General features: G+C 55.2%; 14 protein-coding genes and 1 tRNA gene (1 of these 15 only partly in view). 6 read left to right on the forward strand and 9 right to left on the reverse strand.

The features are described from left to right. From QLG09_RS04400 to QLG09_RS04425, 6 genes are all read left to right on the forward strand, one after another. Window positions 1–54: transfer RNA gene (locus QLG09_RS04400), tRNA-Arg, on the forward strand (it extends 154 nt beyond the left edge of the window). Window positions 55–187: 133 nt separating this feature from the next. After that, window positions 188–754: a fructose-1-phosphate/6-phosphogluconate phosphatase gene (gene yqaB / locus QLG09_RS04405; protein ID WP_049023462.1), complete on the forward strand. Its 567-nt coding sequence runs from the start codon at window positions 188–190 to the stop codon at window positions 752–754. Beyond that, window positions 751–1,179: a YqaA family protein gene (locus QLG09_RS04410; RefSeq protein ID WP_032678833.1), complete on the forward strand. Its 429-nt coding sequence runs from the start codon at window positions 751–753 to the stop codon at window positions 1,177–1,179. The genes yqaB and QLG09_RS04410 overlap by 4 nt, the downstream gene beginning before the upstream one ends. Window positions 1,180–1,262: 83 nt before the next feature. Then, the gene (gene gshA, locus QLG09_RS04415) at window positions 1,263–2,807 is read left to right on the forward strand and encodes a glutamate--cysteine ligase (protein WP_014171329.1); all 1,545 of its coding nucleotides are present in this window, start codon (window positions 1,263–1,265) and stop codon (window positions 2,805–2,807) included. A gap of 152 nt (window positions 2,808–2,959) precedes the next feature. Beyond that, a complete protein-coding gene (gene luxS / locus QLG09_RS04420; protein WP_032680415.1) occupies window positions 2,960–3,475 on the forward strand; it encodes an S-ribosylhomocysteine lyase in 516 nt (171 codons plus the stop codon). Between the two features lie 54 nt (window positions 3,476–3,529). Continuing rightward, entirely contained in the window at window positions 3,530–4,294 is a 765-nt protein-coding gene (locus QLG09_RS04425; protein ID WP_040018931.1) for a helix-turn-helix transcriptional regulator, read from the forward strand. Here QLG09_RS04425 and leuA read toward each other — a convergent pair. The 9 genes from leuA to nrdF form a co-directional block, all read right to left on the reverse strand. Next, the gene (leuA, locus tag QLG09_RS04430; RefSeq protein ID WP_020883859.1) at window positions 4,291–5,940 is read right to left on the reverse strand and encodes a 2-isopropylmalate synthase; all 1,650 of its coding nucleotides are present in this window, start codon (window positions 5,938–5,940) and stop codon (window positions 4,291–4,293) included. The genes QLG09_RS04425 and leuA overlap by 4 nt on opposite strands. Before the next feature lie 96 nt (window positions 5,941–6,036). After that, window positions 6,037–7,584: a multidrug efflux MFS transporter permease subunit EmrB gene (gene emrB, locus QLG09_RS04435; protein ID WP_049023463.1), complete on the reverse strand. Its 1,548-nt coding sequence runs from the start codon at window positions 7,582–7,584 to the stop codon at window positions 6,037–6,039. Between the two features lie 16 nt (window positions 7,585–7,600). Next, on the reverse strand, window positions 7,601–8,773 hold the full coding sequence (gene emrA, locus QLG09_RS04440; RefSeq protein ID WP_020883861.1) for a multidrug efflux MFS transporter periplasmic adaptor subunit EmrA: 1,173 nt from the start codon (window positions 8,771–8,773) through the stop codon (window positions 7,601–7,603). A gap of 127 nt (window positions 8,774–8,900) precedes the next feature. Then, on the reverse strand, window positions 8,901–9,431 hold the full coding sequence (emrR, locus tag QLG09_RS04445; protein ID WP_014171323.1) for a multidrug efflux transporter EmrAB transcriptional repressor EmrR: 531 nt from the start codon (window positions 9,429–9,431) through the stop codon (window positions 8,901–8,903). Window positions 9,432–9,745: 314 nt separating this feature from the next. Then, window positions 9,746–10,930, reverse strand: a complete 1,185-nt coding sequence (locus QLG09_RS04450; protein ID WP_014171322.1) for an MFS transporter — start codon at window positions 10,928–10,930, stop codon at window positions 9,746–9,748. A gap of 149 nt (window positions 10,931–11,079) precedes the next feature. Next, window positions 11,080–12,078: a glycine betaine/L-proline ABC transporter substrate-binding protein ProX gene (gene proX, locus QLG09_RS04455; RefSeq protein ID WP_049023464.1), complete on the reverse strand. Its 999-nt coding sequence runs from the start codon at window positions 12,076–12,078 to the stop codon at window positions 11,080–11,082. Between the two features lie 9 nt (window positions 12,079–12,087). Then, window positions 12,088–13,152, reverse strand: a complete 1,065-nt coding sequence (gene proW / locus QLG09_RS04460) for a glycine betaine/L-proline ABC transporter permease ProW (protein WP_014171320.1) — start codon at window positions 13,150–13,152, stop codon at window positions 12,088–12,090. Next, a complete protein-coding gene (gene proV, locus QLG09_RS04465; protein WP_014171319.1) occupies window positions 13,145–14,347 on the reverse strand; it encodes a glycine betaine/L-proline ABC transporter ATP-binding protein ProV in 1,203 nt (400 codons plus the stop codon). Before proV ends, proW begins: the two co-directional genes overlap by 8 nt. A gap of 333 nt (window positions 14,348–14,680) precedes the next feature. Next, the gene (gene nrdF, locus QLG09_RS04470) at window positions 14,681–15,640 is read right to left on the reverse strand and encodes a class 1b ribonucleoside-diphosphate reductase subunit beta (RefSeq protein WP_020883863.1); all 960 of its coding nucleotides are present in this window, start codon (window positions 15,638–15,640) and stop codon (window positions 14,681–14,683) included.

Here is a 15,640-nt window from a genome sequence, read left to right on the forward strand (position 1 = left end):
TTAGCAACGGCCCGAAGGGCGAGGCGCAGCCGAGTAATCCTCCCGGATGCACCATCTTCTTTTCTGTACCACTCTCTTTCTCCCTGGTTATTCCTTCGACGTTCCGTCAGCAATCATTTCTCTTTGAGCGACAAAAACCACCGTTTACGATAAAGTAATGCTTTGTTAATCGTTTAGCGAGAGCACGATGTACGCACAGTATGACGGTTTGATCTTCGATATGGATGGCACTCTCCTGGATACCGAACCCACGCATCGTCAAGCCTGGACTGATGTCCTTGCTCGTTACGGTATGCGTTTCGATCTTCAGGCGATGATCGCCCTCAACGGAGCCCCAACCTGGCGTATAGCGCAGGCCGTGATTGAACGTAATCATGCCGATCTCGACCCGCACCTTCTGGCCCGTGAAAAAACCGATGCGGTAAAAGCGATGCTTTTAGATACCGTGCACCCGTTACCGTTAATTGACGTCGTAAAAGCATGGCACGGGCGTCGTCCTATGTCCGTTGGCACGGGCAGTGAAAGCGCTATTGCGGAAGCGCTGCTCACCCATCTTGGCCTGCGTCATTATTTCTCTGCGGTGGTTGCCGCCGATCATGTTCAAAATCACAAGCCCGCACCGGACACTTTCCTGCGTTGTGCAGAACTGATGGGTGTGCCTGCGGTGAAATGTGTTGTGTTCGAAGATGCTGATTTTGGTATTCAGGCCGCGCGCGATGCCGGGATGGATGTTGTGGACGTCCGCTTACTGTGAGTGACGCGCTGTCACTTTTATCATTATTCGCCAGCAGTTTTTTAAGCGCCACGCTCTTGCCGGGAAATTCGGAAGTAGTGCTGGTGGCGATGCTGTTGTCTGGCGTGAGTCAGCCCTGGTTGCTCGTGTTAATAGCAACAATGGGTAATAGCTTTGGAGGGCTGACTAACGTTATTCTTGGGCGTTTCTTTCCGCTGCGTGAAAAATCGCGCTGGCAGGAAAAGGCAGTCGGCTGGCTAAAACGCTATGGCGCTGCCACGCTGTTATTAAGCTGGATGCCTGTAATAGGTGATTTACTGTGCCTGCTGGCGGGATGGATGCGCATCTCCTGGGGGCCAGTGCTCTTTTTTTTGTGCCTTGGCAAGGCGTTGCGCTATGTTCTCGTGGCATGGGCAACACTACAGGGTATGACGTGGTGGCACTAATTGGTGGAATGAATACGCGACCTTCAATCGTCAACCATTACAATTATGCTGAGTAACAATACTTTGACAGGCGGGAGGTCAATTTGATCCCGGACGTATCTCAGGCGCTGGCCTGGCTGGAAAATCACCCTCAGGCACTGAAGGGTATTCAGCGTGGTCTTGAGCGTGAAACGCTGCGCGTTAACGCGGACGGTAGCTTAGCGACAACGGGTCACCCGAAGGCGTTAGGCTCGGCGCTGACACATAAATGGATCACAACCGATTTCGCTGAAGCGCTGCTGGAATTCATCACGCCAGTGGATGGTGATATTGATCATATGCTAACGATTCTGCGCGACATCCATCGCTACACTGCCCGCAATCTGGGTGATGAGCGTATGTGGCCGCTCAGCATGCCGTGCTATATCGAACAAGGCCAGGAGATTGAACTGGCGCAATACGGCACGTCAAATATCGGTCAGCTGAAAACGCTCTATCGTGAGGGGCTGAAAAACCGCTACGGTGCGTTGATGCAGACCATTTCTGGCGTGCATTACAATTTCTCTTTACCCATGGCGTTCTGGCAGGCGAAGTGCGGCGAAACGGATAAAGACGCGATCTCCGCGGGTTATTTCCGCCTGATCCGCAACTACTATCGTTTTGGCTGGGTCATTCCGTATCTGTTTGGGGCATCGCCTGCGATATGCTCGTCATTCCTGCAGGGGAAACCGACCACGCTGCCGTTCGAGAAGACAGAGTGTGGAATGTACTATCTCCCGTACGCCACCTCCCTGCGTCTTAGCGATCTGGGTTATACCAATAAGTCGCAAAGCAATCTCGGTATTACGTTTAACGAATTGCACGAATATGTGGCAGGATTGAAGCGGGCGATCAAAACGCCGTCGGAAGAGTACGAGAAAATCGGCCTCGAAAAAGACGGTAAGCGCCTGCAGATTAACAGCAACGTGCTGCAGATTGAAAATGAACTGTACGCGCCTATTCGTCCGAAGCGCGTCACGCGCAGCGGTGAAACCCCGTCGGATGCACTGCAGCGCGGCGGGATTGAATACATAGAAGTGCGCTCGCTGGATATCAACCCGTTCTCACCCATCGGCGTTGATGAGCAGCAGGTTCGCTTCCTGGATCTGTTTATGGTCTGGTGCGTACTGGCGGATGCGCCGGAAATGAGTTCAGAGGAACTGCTCTGTACCCGTACCAACTGGAACCGCGTGATTCTGGAAGGGCGCAAGCCGGGTCTGACGCTGGGTATTGGCTGCGAGACAGCGCAGTTCCCGCTGACGAAAGTGGGTAAGGATCTGTTCCGCGACCTGAAGCGTGTTGCCCGGACCATGGACAGCATTGACGGTGGGGAAGCCTATCAAAACGTCTGCGACCAGCTGGTTGAATCGTTTGATAACCCGGAACTGACGTTCTCAGCGCGTATTCTGCGTTCTATGATTGATCAGGGTATTGGCGGCACCGGGCGTTCGCTCTCTGCGGAATACCGCGAGATGCTGAAGCAGGAGCCGTTAGAGATTCTGAGTGAAGCCGATTTTGTGGCGGAACGAGACGCGTCTGTCGTGCGTCAAAAAGAGGTTGAAGCGGCGGATACGGAGTCGTTTGAGGCGTTTCTGGCGAAACAGGCTTAACAGAAAAGAAAAAGGCCACATCGCTGTGGCCAAAATATACATCTCTGAATTCAGGGATGATGATAACAAATGCGCGTCTTTCATATACTCAGACGTGCATTTTGTAGAAGAGTTCAGTTTATTTTAAAAAAAATCACTATCGGAGGTGACGTATGCCGTTATTAGATAGCTTTACTGTCGACCATACCCGTATGGAAGCACCTGCAGTACGTGTGGCGAAGACCATGCACACCCCGCACGGCGACACGATCACCGTATTCGATCTGCGCTTCTGCGTGCCCAACAAAGAAGTGATGCCAGAGAAAGGCATTCACACCCTGGAGCACCTGTTTGCCGGGTTTATGCGTGACCACCTGAACGGTAATGGCGTTGAGATCATCGATATCTCTCCGATGGGTTGCCGTACCGGTTTCTACATGAGCCTGATTGGTCAGCCTGAAGAGAAACGCGTCGCGGATGCCTGGAAAGCGGCAATGGAAGATGTGCTGAAGGTGAAAGAGCAGAACCAGATCCCTGAGCTGAACGTATATCAGTGCGGAACTTACCAGATGCACTCTCTGGAAGAAGCCCAGGAGATCGCGCGTCATATCATCGAGCGTGACGTTCGCGTAAACAGCAACGAAGCGCTGGCGCTGCCAAAAGAAAAACTGCAGGAACTGCACATCTAGTGCACCTTTTCCCTCTCCCTCAGGGAGAGGGTAGGGTGAGGGGTGTTTAACCTCATGACCACAACCTCAACCTTCTCCTTTACCCATCGCCCACTTGTTCCTTATGCCCATGATTACCTTCATGGCGACAGCGAGCCGTGGCATCAGCACGACTGCGCGCAATTGCTGCACACCCTGAGTGGGGTGGTGAGAGTCGATACCGCATCAGGTTGTTGGGTGGTGCCGCCCGGACGCGGCGTCTGGCTACCCGCGGGCACTCCGCACTCTTTGCGTATTACCGGCAACGTTGCGGCGCGCACGTTGTTTATCGATCCCCTGGCGCGAGCCGATCTTCCGGCAACCTGTCAGATAGTCCAGATCTCCGGTCTGTTACGCGAACTTATCCTCACCTCGCTGACGCTTGAGGCGTCCTACTCGCCTGGCAGTCGTGATGAGCGCGTATATGAGCTCATTCTGGATGAAATCCGCACGTTGCGGGTGCTGCCGTTTCACCTGCCTGAGCCGGAAAGCGAGCCGTTGCGTACCCTTTGCCAGCAGATCCGGCTGTTGCCGGGGGAAAGCTGGGGCAGCATGCAGGCCGCAAACACGCTTGGTATGAGTGAACGTACGATGAACCGCCATTTTAAGCAGCAGACGGGGTTAAGCTACGGTGAGTGGCTAAGAAGGGCGCGCCTGCTGGAAGCGCTGCTGCGCCTGGGACAAGGTCAGCCAGTGCTACGCGTGGCGCTGGATCTGGGCTACGGCAGCCACAGTGCCTTTACGGCGATGTTTCGCCGGGTGATGGGGATATCACCCAGCGATTATTTCAAAGACAGCTAGCTGACAGCATTGAACAGGGCCTGAAGAGACGCGCGGGCCACGTCGCTGTCAATGCCGACGCCCCAGCGGCTGCTACCATCCTGAAACAGACAGCGGATATACGCCACCGAGCGGCTGTCGCTGCGCTCCCCAAGCGTATGTTCGTGATAGTCCTTAATCACAAACGGGGTCGTGACCCAGCGGCTTATACCATTGGCCGCCGCGGATAACAGCCCGTTGCCTTGCCCCTCCAGCTGGCGCATCCCGCCCTGCGTCGTGACGCTTGCCGTCAGATGTAACTGCCCGTCCTGCTGGCTGTCGCTACGGTAAGCGTGCAGGGCAAAGCCTGGCGTCTCTACCAGCCCATAACGTGTGCGGAACAGTTGCCACAGCGCATGCTGCGTCATCTCTTTACCGTGCTGGTCGGTTTCCTGCTGTACGTGCTGGCTAAAGTCCTGCTGCAGGGCGCGGGGTAATTTCAGACCATGGTTTTGTTCAATAAGCCACGCGCTGCCGCTTTTTCCTGACTGGCTGTTAACCCGGATCACCGCTTCGTAGGTGCAACCAATATCCTGTGGGTCAACCGGCAGATAGGGCATCTCCCAGCGTTCGTCAGGCTTGCGGGCATCAAAGCCTTTCTTGATGGCATCCTGATGCGAACCTGAAAATGCGGTATACGCCAGCCGTCCTGCCCACGGATGGCGCGGATGCACCGGCAGCTGGTTGCAGGTTTCTACCACCTCCACCACGTGATTCATGTCGCTAAAGTCCAGATTCGGGCTAATCCCCTGGCTGTAGAGGTTCATCGCCAGCGTGACCAGGCAGACGTTACCGGTTCGTTCGCCGTTACCAAACAGACACCCTTCGACACGGTCTGCACCGGCCATCAGGGCCAGCTCCGCGCTGGCGACACCGGTGCCGCGGTCGTTATGCGGATGGACGCTGATGCAGACATCGCTGCGGCGGCTGAAATGACGGCAGAAATACTCAATCTGATCGGCATACACATTCGGTGTACTGACCTCAACGGTGGCCGGTAAGTTGATCACCATCGGGCGTTCGGCGCACGGCTGCCAGATGTCTGCCACGGCTTCGCAAATCTCCAGCGCAAAGTCCGGCTCGGTAAAGCAGAAAGTTTCCGGAGAGTATTCGTATTGCCAGCGGGTGGCGGGATTCTCTTCGCACAGCGTGCGGATAAGACGCGTGGAACGGGTCGCCAGCTCAACGATTTGCGCTTTCTCCATGCCGAACACCAGGCGGCGGAACAGCGGGGCGGTGGCGTTATACAGGTGTACGGTGGCCTGCTTCGCCCCGCGCAGCGACGCAAAGGTACGCAGGATAAGGTCTTCACGCGCCTGGGTTAATACCTGAATGGTGACGTCATCCGGAATGCGGTTTTCGTCGATCAACTGACGCACAAAATTGAAGTCCGTCTGCGAGGCAGAGGGGAAAGCGACTTCGATTTCTTTGAATCCGCAACGCAGTAACAGCGCCCAGAACTGCAGTTTGCGGTTGCTGTCCATTGGCTCGGCAAGGGCCTGATTACCGTCGCGTAAATCGGTGGAAAGCCAGCGCGGCGCCTGCGTGAGGCGTTGCTCAGGCCAGCGGCGATCGGGCAGGGAAATAGCAGGTTGAGGTTGGTATTTGTCGGAAGGTGTTTTCAGCATGGTGCGCTCCTGTTGTCTTTTCACTATCGTGAATCGATTTCAGGAGCGCTGCTTTATCGTTACTGACAATCGCTGTCGCGATCTGGACACCGCACGTTAGTGCGCACCGCCGCCACCGCCTCCGGCGCCAAACGGTGGTCGGGCAAACCATACCAGTCCCAGCAGGATGATAAAGATCCCCGCCGATATCCAGAATATCTCGTTTGCCGAGATAATCAGACCCTGGTTGGTGATCTGCTGGGCGATCCAGCCGGATGCCTGCTGCTCCGTCATTCCCATTTCCTGAAGCTGACTGTACATCTGCTGCGAGTTAGGGTTAAACGGGTTCACCGCTTCGGTCAATTGCGCATGGTGCATCGACTCGCGGTTGGTCCAAAGGGTCGTGGTGATCGACGTCCCGATGGAGCCTGCCAGCGTACGCGTAAAGTTCGACAGGCTTGATGCCGCCGCCATGCGCTCTGGCGGCAAGCCGGAAAGCGTAATGGTTGTCAGCGGCATAAAGAAGCACGCCACGGCGAAGCCCTGAATGAACTGCGGCCATGCGGATGCGCCAAAGTCCATGCCCGGCTCGAACGTATACGCGCGCCAGTAGAAGCACACCGCGTACATGATAAAGCTGAAGGTCACCAGCCTGCGCATGTCGAGCTTGTGAGCGAAGCGGCCGATAATCGGCGACAGCAGGACCGGAATTAACCCCACTGGCGCAGAAGCCAAACCTGCCCAGGTTGCGGTGTAGCCATATACCTCCTGCAACAGCTGCGGCAGCAGAACGATTGCGCCGAAGTAGAGCATGTAGGCCAGGCTGATACACAGGCAGCCGATGGTGAAGTTTCGCGACTTAAACAGCGAGAGATCGACGATTGGGTTATCGTCCGTCAGCTCCCAGACGATCAGGAAGCTCAGCGATATCACCGCGACAACGGTCAGGATGATAATCTCTGTCGAGTTAAACCAGTCCAGCTCTTTACCCTGATCGAGCATCACCTGCAGGCTACCGATCCCGACCACCAGCAGCGCCAGGCCAATGGCGTCAATTCGCCGCTGCTCTGTTCGGGTTTCGCGACCGCGCAGCGTTTGCAGGGTCAGCATCACCACCAGCGCCCCAATCGGCACGTTGATGAAGAAGATCCAGCCCCAGTGGTAGTTGTCGCTGATATAGCCGCCGAGGATAGGCCCGCAAATCGGTGCGACAATCACCGTCATTGACCACAGCGCCAGCGCGATAGAGCGCTTAGCGGGCGGATAGTTGTTCAGCAGCAAACTCTGCGACAGCGGAATCAGCGGCCCGGCCACAATCCCCTGAATGACGCGGAAGATGATCAGCATCGTCAGGCTGTTGGACATACCGCACGCCCAGGAGGCGAGCACGAACAATACCGTTGACCACAGGAACAGCTTCACTTCACCGACGCGCTTCGCCAGCCAGCCGGTGATAGGGATGGAGATGGCGTTTGCCACCCCAAACGAGGTAATGACCCAGGTCCCCTGGCTCAGTGACGAGCCAAGGTTACCGGCGATGGTTGGGATCGCCACGTTTGCGATGGTAGAGTCCAGCACCTGCATGAATGTCGCCAGCGACAGCGCAATGGTCATGATAACCAGTTGCGCCCCCTCCAGCGGTTTTTGCGGCTTTTGCTGTTGCATAACGCTCACCTTCGGATTAACCGGCGTTTGCCTTCACGATGTCATCGATCAGTTTATTGACCGGATCGAGGCTAATTTCACGGGCGTTACTTTCATAAGCCGGGGTGCTGCGCACCTGACTTGCCAGGATCTGACCATCGCGGTTGGCGGTATCAACCGTTACCAGCGTAGAGAGGCCAATACGCAACGGATGGTCCGCCAGCTGTTTTGCATCCAGTTCGATACGTACAGGCAAGCGCTGAACCACTTTGATCCAGTTCCCGGTGGCGTTTTGCGCTGGCAACAGGGAGAAGGCACTGCCGGTCCCCATATCCAGGCCGACCACTTTCCCGGTGTACTTCACGTCATCACCGTAAATATCGCTGATCACCGTCGCGGTCTGGCCGATACGCATATGGGCAAGCTGCGTCTCTTTAAAGTTCGCATCAACCCACAGGTTGTCCGCCGGAACGACCGCCATCAGCGGCGTGGTTGGGCTAATTTGGGCGCCAGGCTGGACGGAACGACGAGAGACGTAGCCGGTCATCGGGCTGACAATTTTAGTACGCTGCAGGGCAAGCCACGCGTTGCGCACGTCGGTGGCAGCCTGTTGCACGGCAGGCTGGTTTTCCAGGCTGGTGCCCAGCACCATCGCCTGGTTGGCGTTGTACTGTTGAATCGCCACGTCCAGCTGCGCCTGTGCGCTGGCAACGGCATCACGCGCGTGCTGCAGCTCTTCACGGCCAATCAGGTTGGCAGTGCCGAGGGGAACGCGACGGTTCAGGTCGCTCTGCGCCTGCGCCAGTGCGGTTTTCTGCACGTCGATGTTGGCCTGCAGCTGCTTGCTGTTGATCATCAGCTGGCGGGTCTGACGGACGCTGGAGGCCAGCGCGGTCTGGGCTTTTTCAAAAGCCTGTTGGGCGTCGGTCGGATCGAGCGTGACCAATACATCCCCTTTTTGCACAAAATCGGTGTTATCAGCCCAGACTTTCGTCACGCTGCCCGATACCTGCGCCATAATTTGTACCTGGTTCCCTGCCACGTATGCATCGTCTGTCTCTTCAGCATGACGCAATACTAAAAACCAATAGATCCCATATGCCACGGCAATAATAATAAAGAGCAATGTCAGTACAATAAGGGCGCTTTTGCGTTTGCCCTTTTTATTGACCGGTTGCTGCGGGGTAGTGCTCTCCGCATTTGCGCTCATTGTTGTTCTCCACGATCTTCTTATTTTCACATCGGCTGAGCCGAGCTGTTGTCAGAAAGGCCAGCAGTGTGACGTGCTGGCCTGTCGGTTTTCTTATGAGTCTGGGATTGTTGAGCGTGTTGTCGCGTTAGCGCAGCGCCTCTAGAACAGCGCCGTCTTCATCCATCTGGTCCAGACGGGTCAGCAGCTTGCGAGTAATGTGCTCAAGCTGGTCGCGCTCGGTGGTGCTGAGGGCAGACCACAGTTGATGCAGGCAATTATGCTGAGGTGGCAGCACCTCACGCAGGAATTGGTGACCTTTGTCGGTCAGCTGCAGATGCAGGCAGCGGCGATCGTTATCGCTTTCACGGCGTTCAATCCAGCCGCGTTTTTCCAGTTCATCGGCAATACGGGTGGCATTAGTACGGGATGAACCCAGCGCGCAGCTCAGCTCTGACGGCTGAATGCTGTGATTTTCCTGAGACTCCAGCGTAATTAACGCCATAAACAACGTCTCGTTAATCCCTTGAGCTTTCAGCATTTTATTACGATTTTCCAGTAGCTTACCCTGCATGTGCATGCACAGGCGGGTCAGCAGGATCTCCTGATACGGGAAGTCCTCATGACGACTGGCGCGGAATTTAAGCATTTGTTCAATGGGCGTAAACGAACTATCCATTTGGGCATAACCTCATTAATTACAGCCGATATAGTAACGATAGTGACAAATAATGTAAATGAATTATTTGTGCGGTTATATCCGCCAAACTTATGTCACCATCAGAAAGCGCCGGGTAAGTCCGTGACCCGGTGAGCACAGAGAGCGTTGGGTGTGAACCCGCGGAAGAGAGGATGTGAGGACGGGGGTCTGAACTATTCATGCCGGTAGAAAATATGTCACCCACATTAAAATTTCTGGGATAAATGATTACGTTTACATTAACAGACTGCAGGGCCCCTTTACACCCTAAGAGACCCAAAGCAATGTAAAACTTAGTTAATTACGTCCTGGCGATGGTACCCACGCCACCATACTAGCAGATTCAGCGCGGCGACGATTGCCCCTATCCCACACACGCCTGACCAACCGGCATGCTGCCACGCCGAGGCTGAAATCAACGAACCCGCTGCGCCGCCAATAAAATAGCTGGTCATGTATCCGGCCGTGAGGCGGTTACGCGCCTCTGGCTTCACGCGGTAGATGACGGTCTGGTTAGTGATATGCACGCCCTGCACGGTGAGGTCGAGTACCAGAATACCGACGATCAGCGCCAGCACAGAGGTATGGCCATACCAGATGGCTGCCCAGGAGAGCAGGAGCAGAACCAGCCCGGCAGAGGTCGTCAGATGGGATTTGCCTTTATCCGCCAGTCCGCCCGCCGGACGCGCGCCCAGGGCTCCCGCAGCGCCCGCCAGACCAAACAGACCAATCACCGCTTCGGAATAATTGAACGGCGGCGCGGCCAGCAGAAACGCCATTGAGGTCCATAAGATGCTGAAGTTGGCGAAGGTCAAACAGCCCAGCAACGCACGTGTACGCAGCAGTTTATCGTGTGTGAAGAGGCTGAAAACGGAGGCGAGAAGCTGCGGATAATTAAGGTGATTTTCCTGCTTCACCTTTGGCAGCCCGCGCCACAGGGCAAGCGCCATCACGGCCATCAGTACGCTCGCCACCCAATACACGGTACGCCAGCCACCAAGACTCGCCAGCAGCCCGGCGACGGTCCGCGCCAGCAAAATCCCCAGCAGCAGGCCACTCATGATTGTTCCCACCACCTTGCCGCGCTTTTCCGGTGAGGCGAGAGTGGCGGCGAGCGGAACCAGAATCTGCGCCACGACAGAGAACAGACCCGTTAACGCGGTGCCGATAATCATCATCGTTAACGAGTGGCTGCTGGCGGTGATCAGCATCCCGCCTGCGGCCAGCAGGGTCATGGAGACAATCAGCATCCGACGCTCAAACATATCGCCCAGCGGCACGAGGAAAAGCAGCCCGGCGGCATAGCCAAGCTGCGCGGCGGTGACAATAAAGCCAGCGGAGCTGGCAGAAAGGTTAAACGCGCGGGCGATGGTATCGAGCAGTGGCTGCGCGTAGTAGTTACTGGCGACTGCCAGACCCGTTGCCACGGACATTAAAAGGATGAGTGCCGGGCTAAGCCCTTGAGTTGTTTTAGTCATCAGGTTCAGGAATCGTGAGTTAAGTGATTATTTTTCCGTGAACCATAATAGCGAATGATTGTGAATGTGGTGGGATTGTTACGTGCTGGATTGTGCGGTTTAGGGGAGTTAACCCTCTCCCGTGGGGAGAGGGCAGGTCTGAAGGGCTCTTATGACTTCTGCGCGTTCATCGCTTCTTTTACCCAGCCATCAAACTGCTGCTGGTGGGCTTTGATCCAGCCATCCACGTGGCCTTTGATGTCAGCTTCGGACGATTTCCCCGCGTGCATCATTGCGTTCTGGGCGTTGATGTCCGCCAGAGGCAGTTTCATCACCGAGAACAGCTTCGCTGCCGCCGGGTTTTTCTCAGCCCAGGCTTTGTTAGCAACGATATGCATCGTGTTGACCGGGAAGCCATAGTTCATGCCGTTTGGCAGTTTGGTGTCGATATCTTTCTGCTCGCCCGGCAGGGAAGAGAAGGGGACCTGCAGCCACACCACGTCTTTCCCCGGCTTTAGCACGTCGCTCACCCAGTACGGAGTCCAGGTGTAATAGATAACCGGTTTACCTTCTTTGAAGCGGGCAATGGTGTCGGCCATCATCGCCGAGTAGTTACCGTGGCTGACGTCGACCGTTTTCGCCAGGTCAAAGGCTTTGTTCTGGTGATTAATCACCGCCTCACAGCCCCAGCCCGGCGAGCAGCCCATCATGTCAGCTTTGCCGTCACCGTTGGTGTCGAACAGTTTGGCAATCTTCGGATCCTTCAGCTGCTCGATATTGGTGATGTGGTACTGGTCGGCTGTTTTCTTGTCGATCAGGTATCCCTGCGCCGCACCGGTCACGAAGGTGCCTTCGCGGTAGAATTTCTTATCCCCGCCGGCGGCGGCATACATATCGTCGTGCAGCGGCTGCCAGTTGACAGCGGTAAAGGTGGCATCACCGGAGGCAATCGAGGTGTAGCCCACGTTGTAATCCACTTCACTTGGGGTGTTGACCGTATAGCCCAGTTTTTCCAGCGCGCGGCTGACTAACAGCGTCTGGAAGGTCTCTTCTGAAATGGTGCTCTGCACCGGTTGCACGGTAATGCCTTTGCCCGGCAGGTCTGCAGCAAACGTGCTGGTGGAGACAAGGGTGGCAAACGCTGTGGCAAAAAGTACGCGATGTCGCATCGTTGTTCCTTATTTTCTGAATGGGCGGGTGATTAACCCGACAGGGCCGGTGCTATACCAGCGACGGTTGCCGCGACTGCGTGAATCACGACCGACAGCCTGCGTCAGGCGGTCAAGGATAATGGCGAGGATCACAATGCCGACGCCGCCCACGGTGGCCAGTCCCATATCAAGACGACCAATGCCGCGCAGCACCATCTGACCCAGCCCGCCGACGGCGATCATTGAGGCAATCACTACCATGGAGAGGGCCAGCATCAGCGTCTGGTTGACACCCGCCATGATGGTTGGCATCGCCAGCGGAAGCTGAACTTTAAACAGCATCTGGCGCGGGCTGGCACCAAATGAACGCGACGCCTCGATAAGATCGGCCGGTACCTGGTTAATCCCGAGTATCGTCAGACGAATGACCGGCGGCAGGGCGAAGATAATGGTCACCACGACGCCCGGCACGTTGCCGATACCAAACAGCATCACGATCGGCACCAGGTAGACAAACGCGGGGGTGGTCTGCATCGCATCCAGCAGCGGACGAATAATCTTCGCCGCCCGCGGACTGCGCGCCAGCCAGATCCCCATCGGCAGGCCGATAGCGACGCAGAAGAGCAGTGCGGTGAGCACCAGCGCTAAGGTGATCATTGCCTGTGACCAGGCGCCAATCGCGCCGATGGCAATCAGTGAGATCAGCGTGGCGACACCCATGCCAGCGCTGCCAAACTGCCAGGCAATCAGGGAGAAGAGCACAATAGCGACCGGCGCGGGCATGCCGAGCATCAGCTGCTGGAAACCGTTCAGGATGTAATCCACCGGTACGCGGATCCCCTGGAAGACCGGACGGAAGTGAGTCACTACCCAGTCGATCCCCTCCGTGACCCAGCTATCCAGCGGGATCAGCGTCTTATGAAACGGATCCATAATATTGAAGTGCTCTGGCGCAGGGGCCGGTGCACTGTTGAGCCAGTCCGCCGCGCCGCCATCGGTTGGCGCAGGCGTGGAAGACCCCCACGCATCGGCAGATTGAGCAGCGCTGTCCGCCGCCTCGGTGGTTCCCCACGGGTTAGATTGATCAGCCATTGTTTGTCCCCTCGCGATCTAAAGCCTGCAGCAACATGCGTTTTGAGATGATGCCGACGTACTGTTGTTCCTCACTGACTACCGGTACGGCACACGGGGCCTGACCAACGTGAGAGAGCAGCTCGCTGAGCGGCGTTTCGGCGTCCACGGCAAGCGGGGAGTCGATAACCGCCGCATCAATGCCCTGATTTTCGCTGAGTGCGGTTTTCAGGGAGTCGATGGAGACAATGCCTACAAATTTATTACCGCGTTCGATCAGATAACCGTATTCCCGATCTTCATCCTGCAACAGTTTCAGTGCAGAGCGCGGACCAAAGCCCGGTGTTTTGCGGATAAGACCGTTCGGTGAACGACGGGCGATATCTTTCGCACTAAAGACCTGACTAATATCCACGCCGCGGAAGAAGGTGCGCACATAATCATTGGCCGGATTATTCAGAATTTCATCCGGCGTGCCGACCTGCACCACTTCACCATTTTGCATAATGGCAATACGGTCACCAATACGCATGGCTTCATCAAGATCGTGGGAAATAAAAACAATGGTACGTTGATGTTTAGCCTGTAATTTTACCAGCTCATCCTGCATCTCGGTGCGAATTAATGGATCGAGTGCCGAGAAAGCTTCATCCATTAATAAAATGTCTGGGTTAATGGCTAATGCGCGGGCTAATCCGACACGCTGGCGCATCCCGCCGGAAAGCTCATCTGGGTAGGCATGCGCATAATTCTCGAGGCCCACCTGACGTAATGCATCCAGCGCTTTTTCCTGACGTTCATTAGCGGTAACGCCCGCTAATTCCATGCCAAAGGCGGCATTATCCAGCACCGTCATATGCGGCATCAGCGCAAATGACTGGAACACCATTGCAATCTTCTTTCTGCGCACCTCGCGAAGTTCAGCCTCTGATATTCTGGCGATATCAATGCCATCAATCAGTACCTGTCCACGGGTGGGTTCAATCAGGCGATTGAGAAGGCGAACCATAGTGGATTTACCCGAACCGGATAACCCCATGATGACAAAAATCTCGCCTTCTTCAATGGCCAGACTGGCGTCTTTAACGCCAAGCGACAGCCCGGTTTTTTCCAGAATTTGCTCTTTTGAAAGGCCTTTCTCAATATATTTGAATGCGCGCTGAGGATGCTCGCCAAATACTTTATAAAGATTTTTCACTTCTAATTTAATTGCCATGCAATAGAGAGTGTCCTGTTATTTGTTTATGTCGATATCATTACCATGGTAAATAGTTAACTGGCATTACCCTAACATACTGAGAATCTGAGACAACCCTGGGTTTGCTTATGGCAGGAATTTTACCGTAAGCGAAACGGCTGAATTTCCCATGAGTAAAGGGCTGAGCGTGGTTTGAATTTTTCTGAATTTTTTGCTTTTGCACAGCGAAATTTCGCCTGAATCGGAGTGATTCAGGCGAATATGAACGGGGAATTACAGTGTAGTTGCCCGTGAAATATTAGGGAGGAAATTGTTAGATTTATATTAAATTAATGAACGTTAACCCGCTCATTAAAAATCCCAGTCCTCATCTTCGGTCTCCACCGCTTTGCCCATCACATACGACGAACCAGACCCGGAGAAGAAATCGTGGTTTTCATCGGCGTTGGGTGACAGTGCCGCCAGGATCGCCGGGTTCACGTCGGCCATTTCCGGTGGGAAAAGCGCTTCGTAGCCGAGATTCATCAGCGCTTTATTGGCGTTGTAGCAAAGAAACGCTTTTACCTCCTCCTCCCAACCGGTACCGGCGTACAATTCTTCGGTATAACTCAGTTCGTTCTCGTACAAATCCATCAGCAAATCGAGGGCAAAACCTTTTAACGCTTCGCGCTTTTCTTCGCTGACGTTCTCCAGCCCTTTCTGATATTTATAGCCGATGTAGTACCCGTGTACGGCTTCATCACGAATGATGAGGCGAATTAAATCGGCGGTGTTGGTCAGCTTGCCGCGGCTGGACCAGTACATCGGTAACCAGAAGCCCGAATAGAACAGGAAGGATTCGAGAAACACGCTGGCAATTTTCTTCTTCAGCGGTTCGTCGGCTTGATAATACTCCAGCACCAGGCTGGCCTTTCGCTGCAATGACTCGCTTTCTTCGCTCCATGTGTATGCCGCGTCCACATCTTTGGTCTGGCACAGCGTCGAAAAAATCGAGCTGTAGGAGCGGGCATGGACCGCCTCCATAAAGCTGATGTTCGACATCACCGCCTCTTCGTGAGGCGTCAGCGCGTCGGCCATCAGCGCAGGGGCACCGACGGTATTTTGGATGGTGTCCAGCAGCGTCAGACCGGTGAACACACGGATCGTCAGCTGCTGTTCGGCGTGGCTGAGGGTTTGCCAGGCCGGAATATCGTTTGAAAGCGGGACTTTTTCCGGCAGCCAGAAGTTGCTGGTCAGGCGGTTCCATACCTCCAGGTCTTTATCATCCTGAATTTTATTCCAGTTAACGGCACTCACGCGTGACAGTTTCAT

This window comes from Enterobacter sp. V89_11 (assembly GCF_029967775.1).
GTDB lineage: Bacteria > Pseudomonadota > Gammaproteobacteria > Enterobacterales > Enterobacteriaceae > Enterobacter > Enterobacter ludwigii.

What these genes read in the sequence shown, in the direction of transcription:
- QLG09_RS04450 (WP_014171322.1), bottom strand. Translation starts at nt 10,930, where the DNA reads ATGACTAAAACAACTCAAGGGCTTAGCCCGGCACTCATCCTTTTAATG.
- proW (WP_014171320.1), bottom strand. Translation starts at nt 13,152, where the DNA reads ATGGCTGATCAATCTAACCCGTGGGGAACCACCGAGGCGGCGGACAGC.
- nrdF (WP_020883863.1), bottom strand. Translation starts at nt 15,640, where the DNA reads ATGAAACTGTCACGCGTGAGTGCCGTTAACTGGAATAAAATTCAGGAT.
- proV (WP_014171319.1), bottom strand. Translation starts at nt 14,347, where the DNA reads ATGGCAATTAAATTAGAAGTGAAAAATCTTTATAAAGTATTTGGCGAG.
- emrA (WP_020883861.1), bottom strand. Translation starts at nt 8,773, where the DNA reads ATGAGCGCAAATGCGGAGAGCACTACCCCGCAGCAACCGGTCAATAAA.
- leuA (WP_020883859.1), bottom strand. Translation starts at nt 5,940, where the DNA reads ATGCTGAAAACACCTTCCGACAAATACCAACCTCAACCTGCTATTTCC.
- emrR (WP_014171323.1), bottom strand. Translation starts at nt 9,431, where the DNA reads ATGGATAGTTCGTTTACGCCCATTGAACAAATGCTTAAATTCCGCGCC.
- yqaB (WP_049023462.1), top strand. Translation starts at nt 188, where the DNA reads ATGTACGCACAGTATGACGGTTTGATCTTCGATATGGATGGCACTCTC.
- emrB (WP_049023463.1), bottom strand. Translation starts at nt 7,584, where the DNA reads ATGCAACAGCAAAAGCCGCAAAAACCGCTGGAGGGGGCGCAACTGGTT.
- QLG09_RS04425 (WP_040018931.1), top strand. Translation starts at nt 3,530, where the DNA reads ATGACCACAACCTCAACCTTCTCCTTTACCCATCGCCCACTTGTTCCT.
- proX (WP_049023464.1), bottom strand. Translation starts at nt 12,078, where the DNA reads ATGCGACATCGCGTACTTTTTGCCACAGCGTTTGCCACCCTTGTCTCC.
- luxS (WP_032680415.1), top strand. Translation starts at nt 2,960, where the DNA reads ATGCCGTTATTAGATAGCTTTACTGTCGACCATACCCGTATGGAAGCA.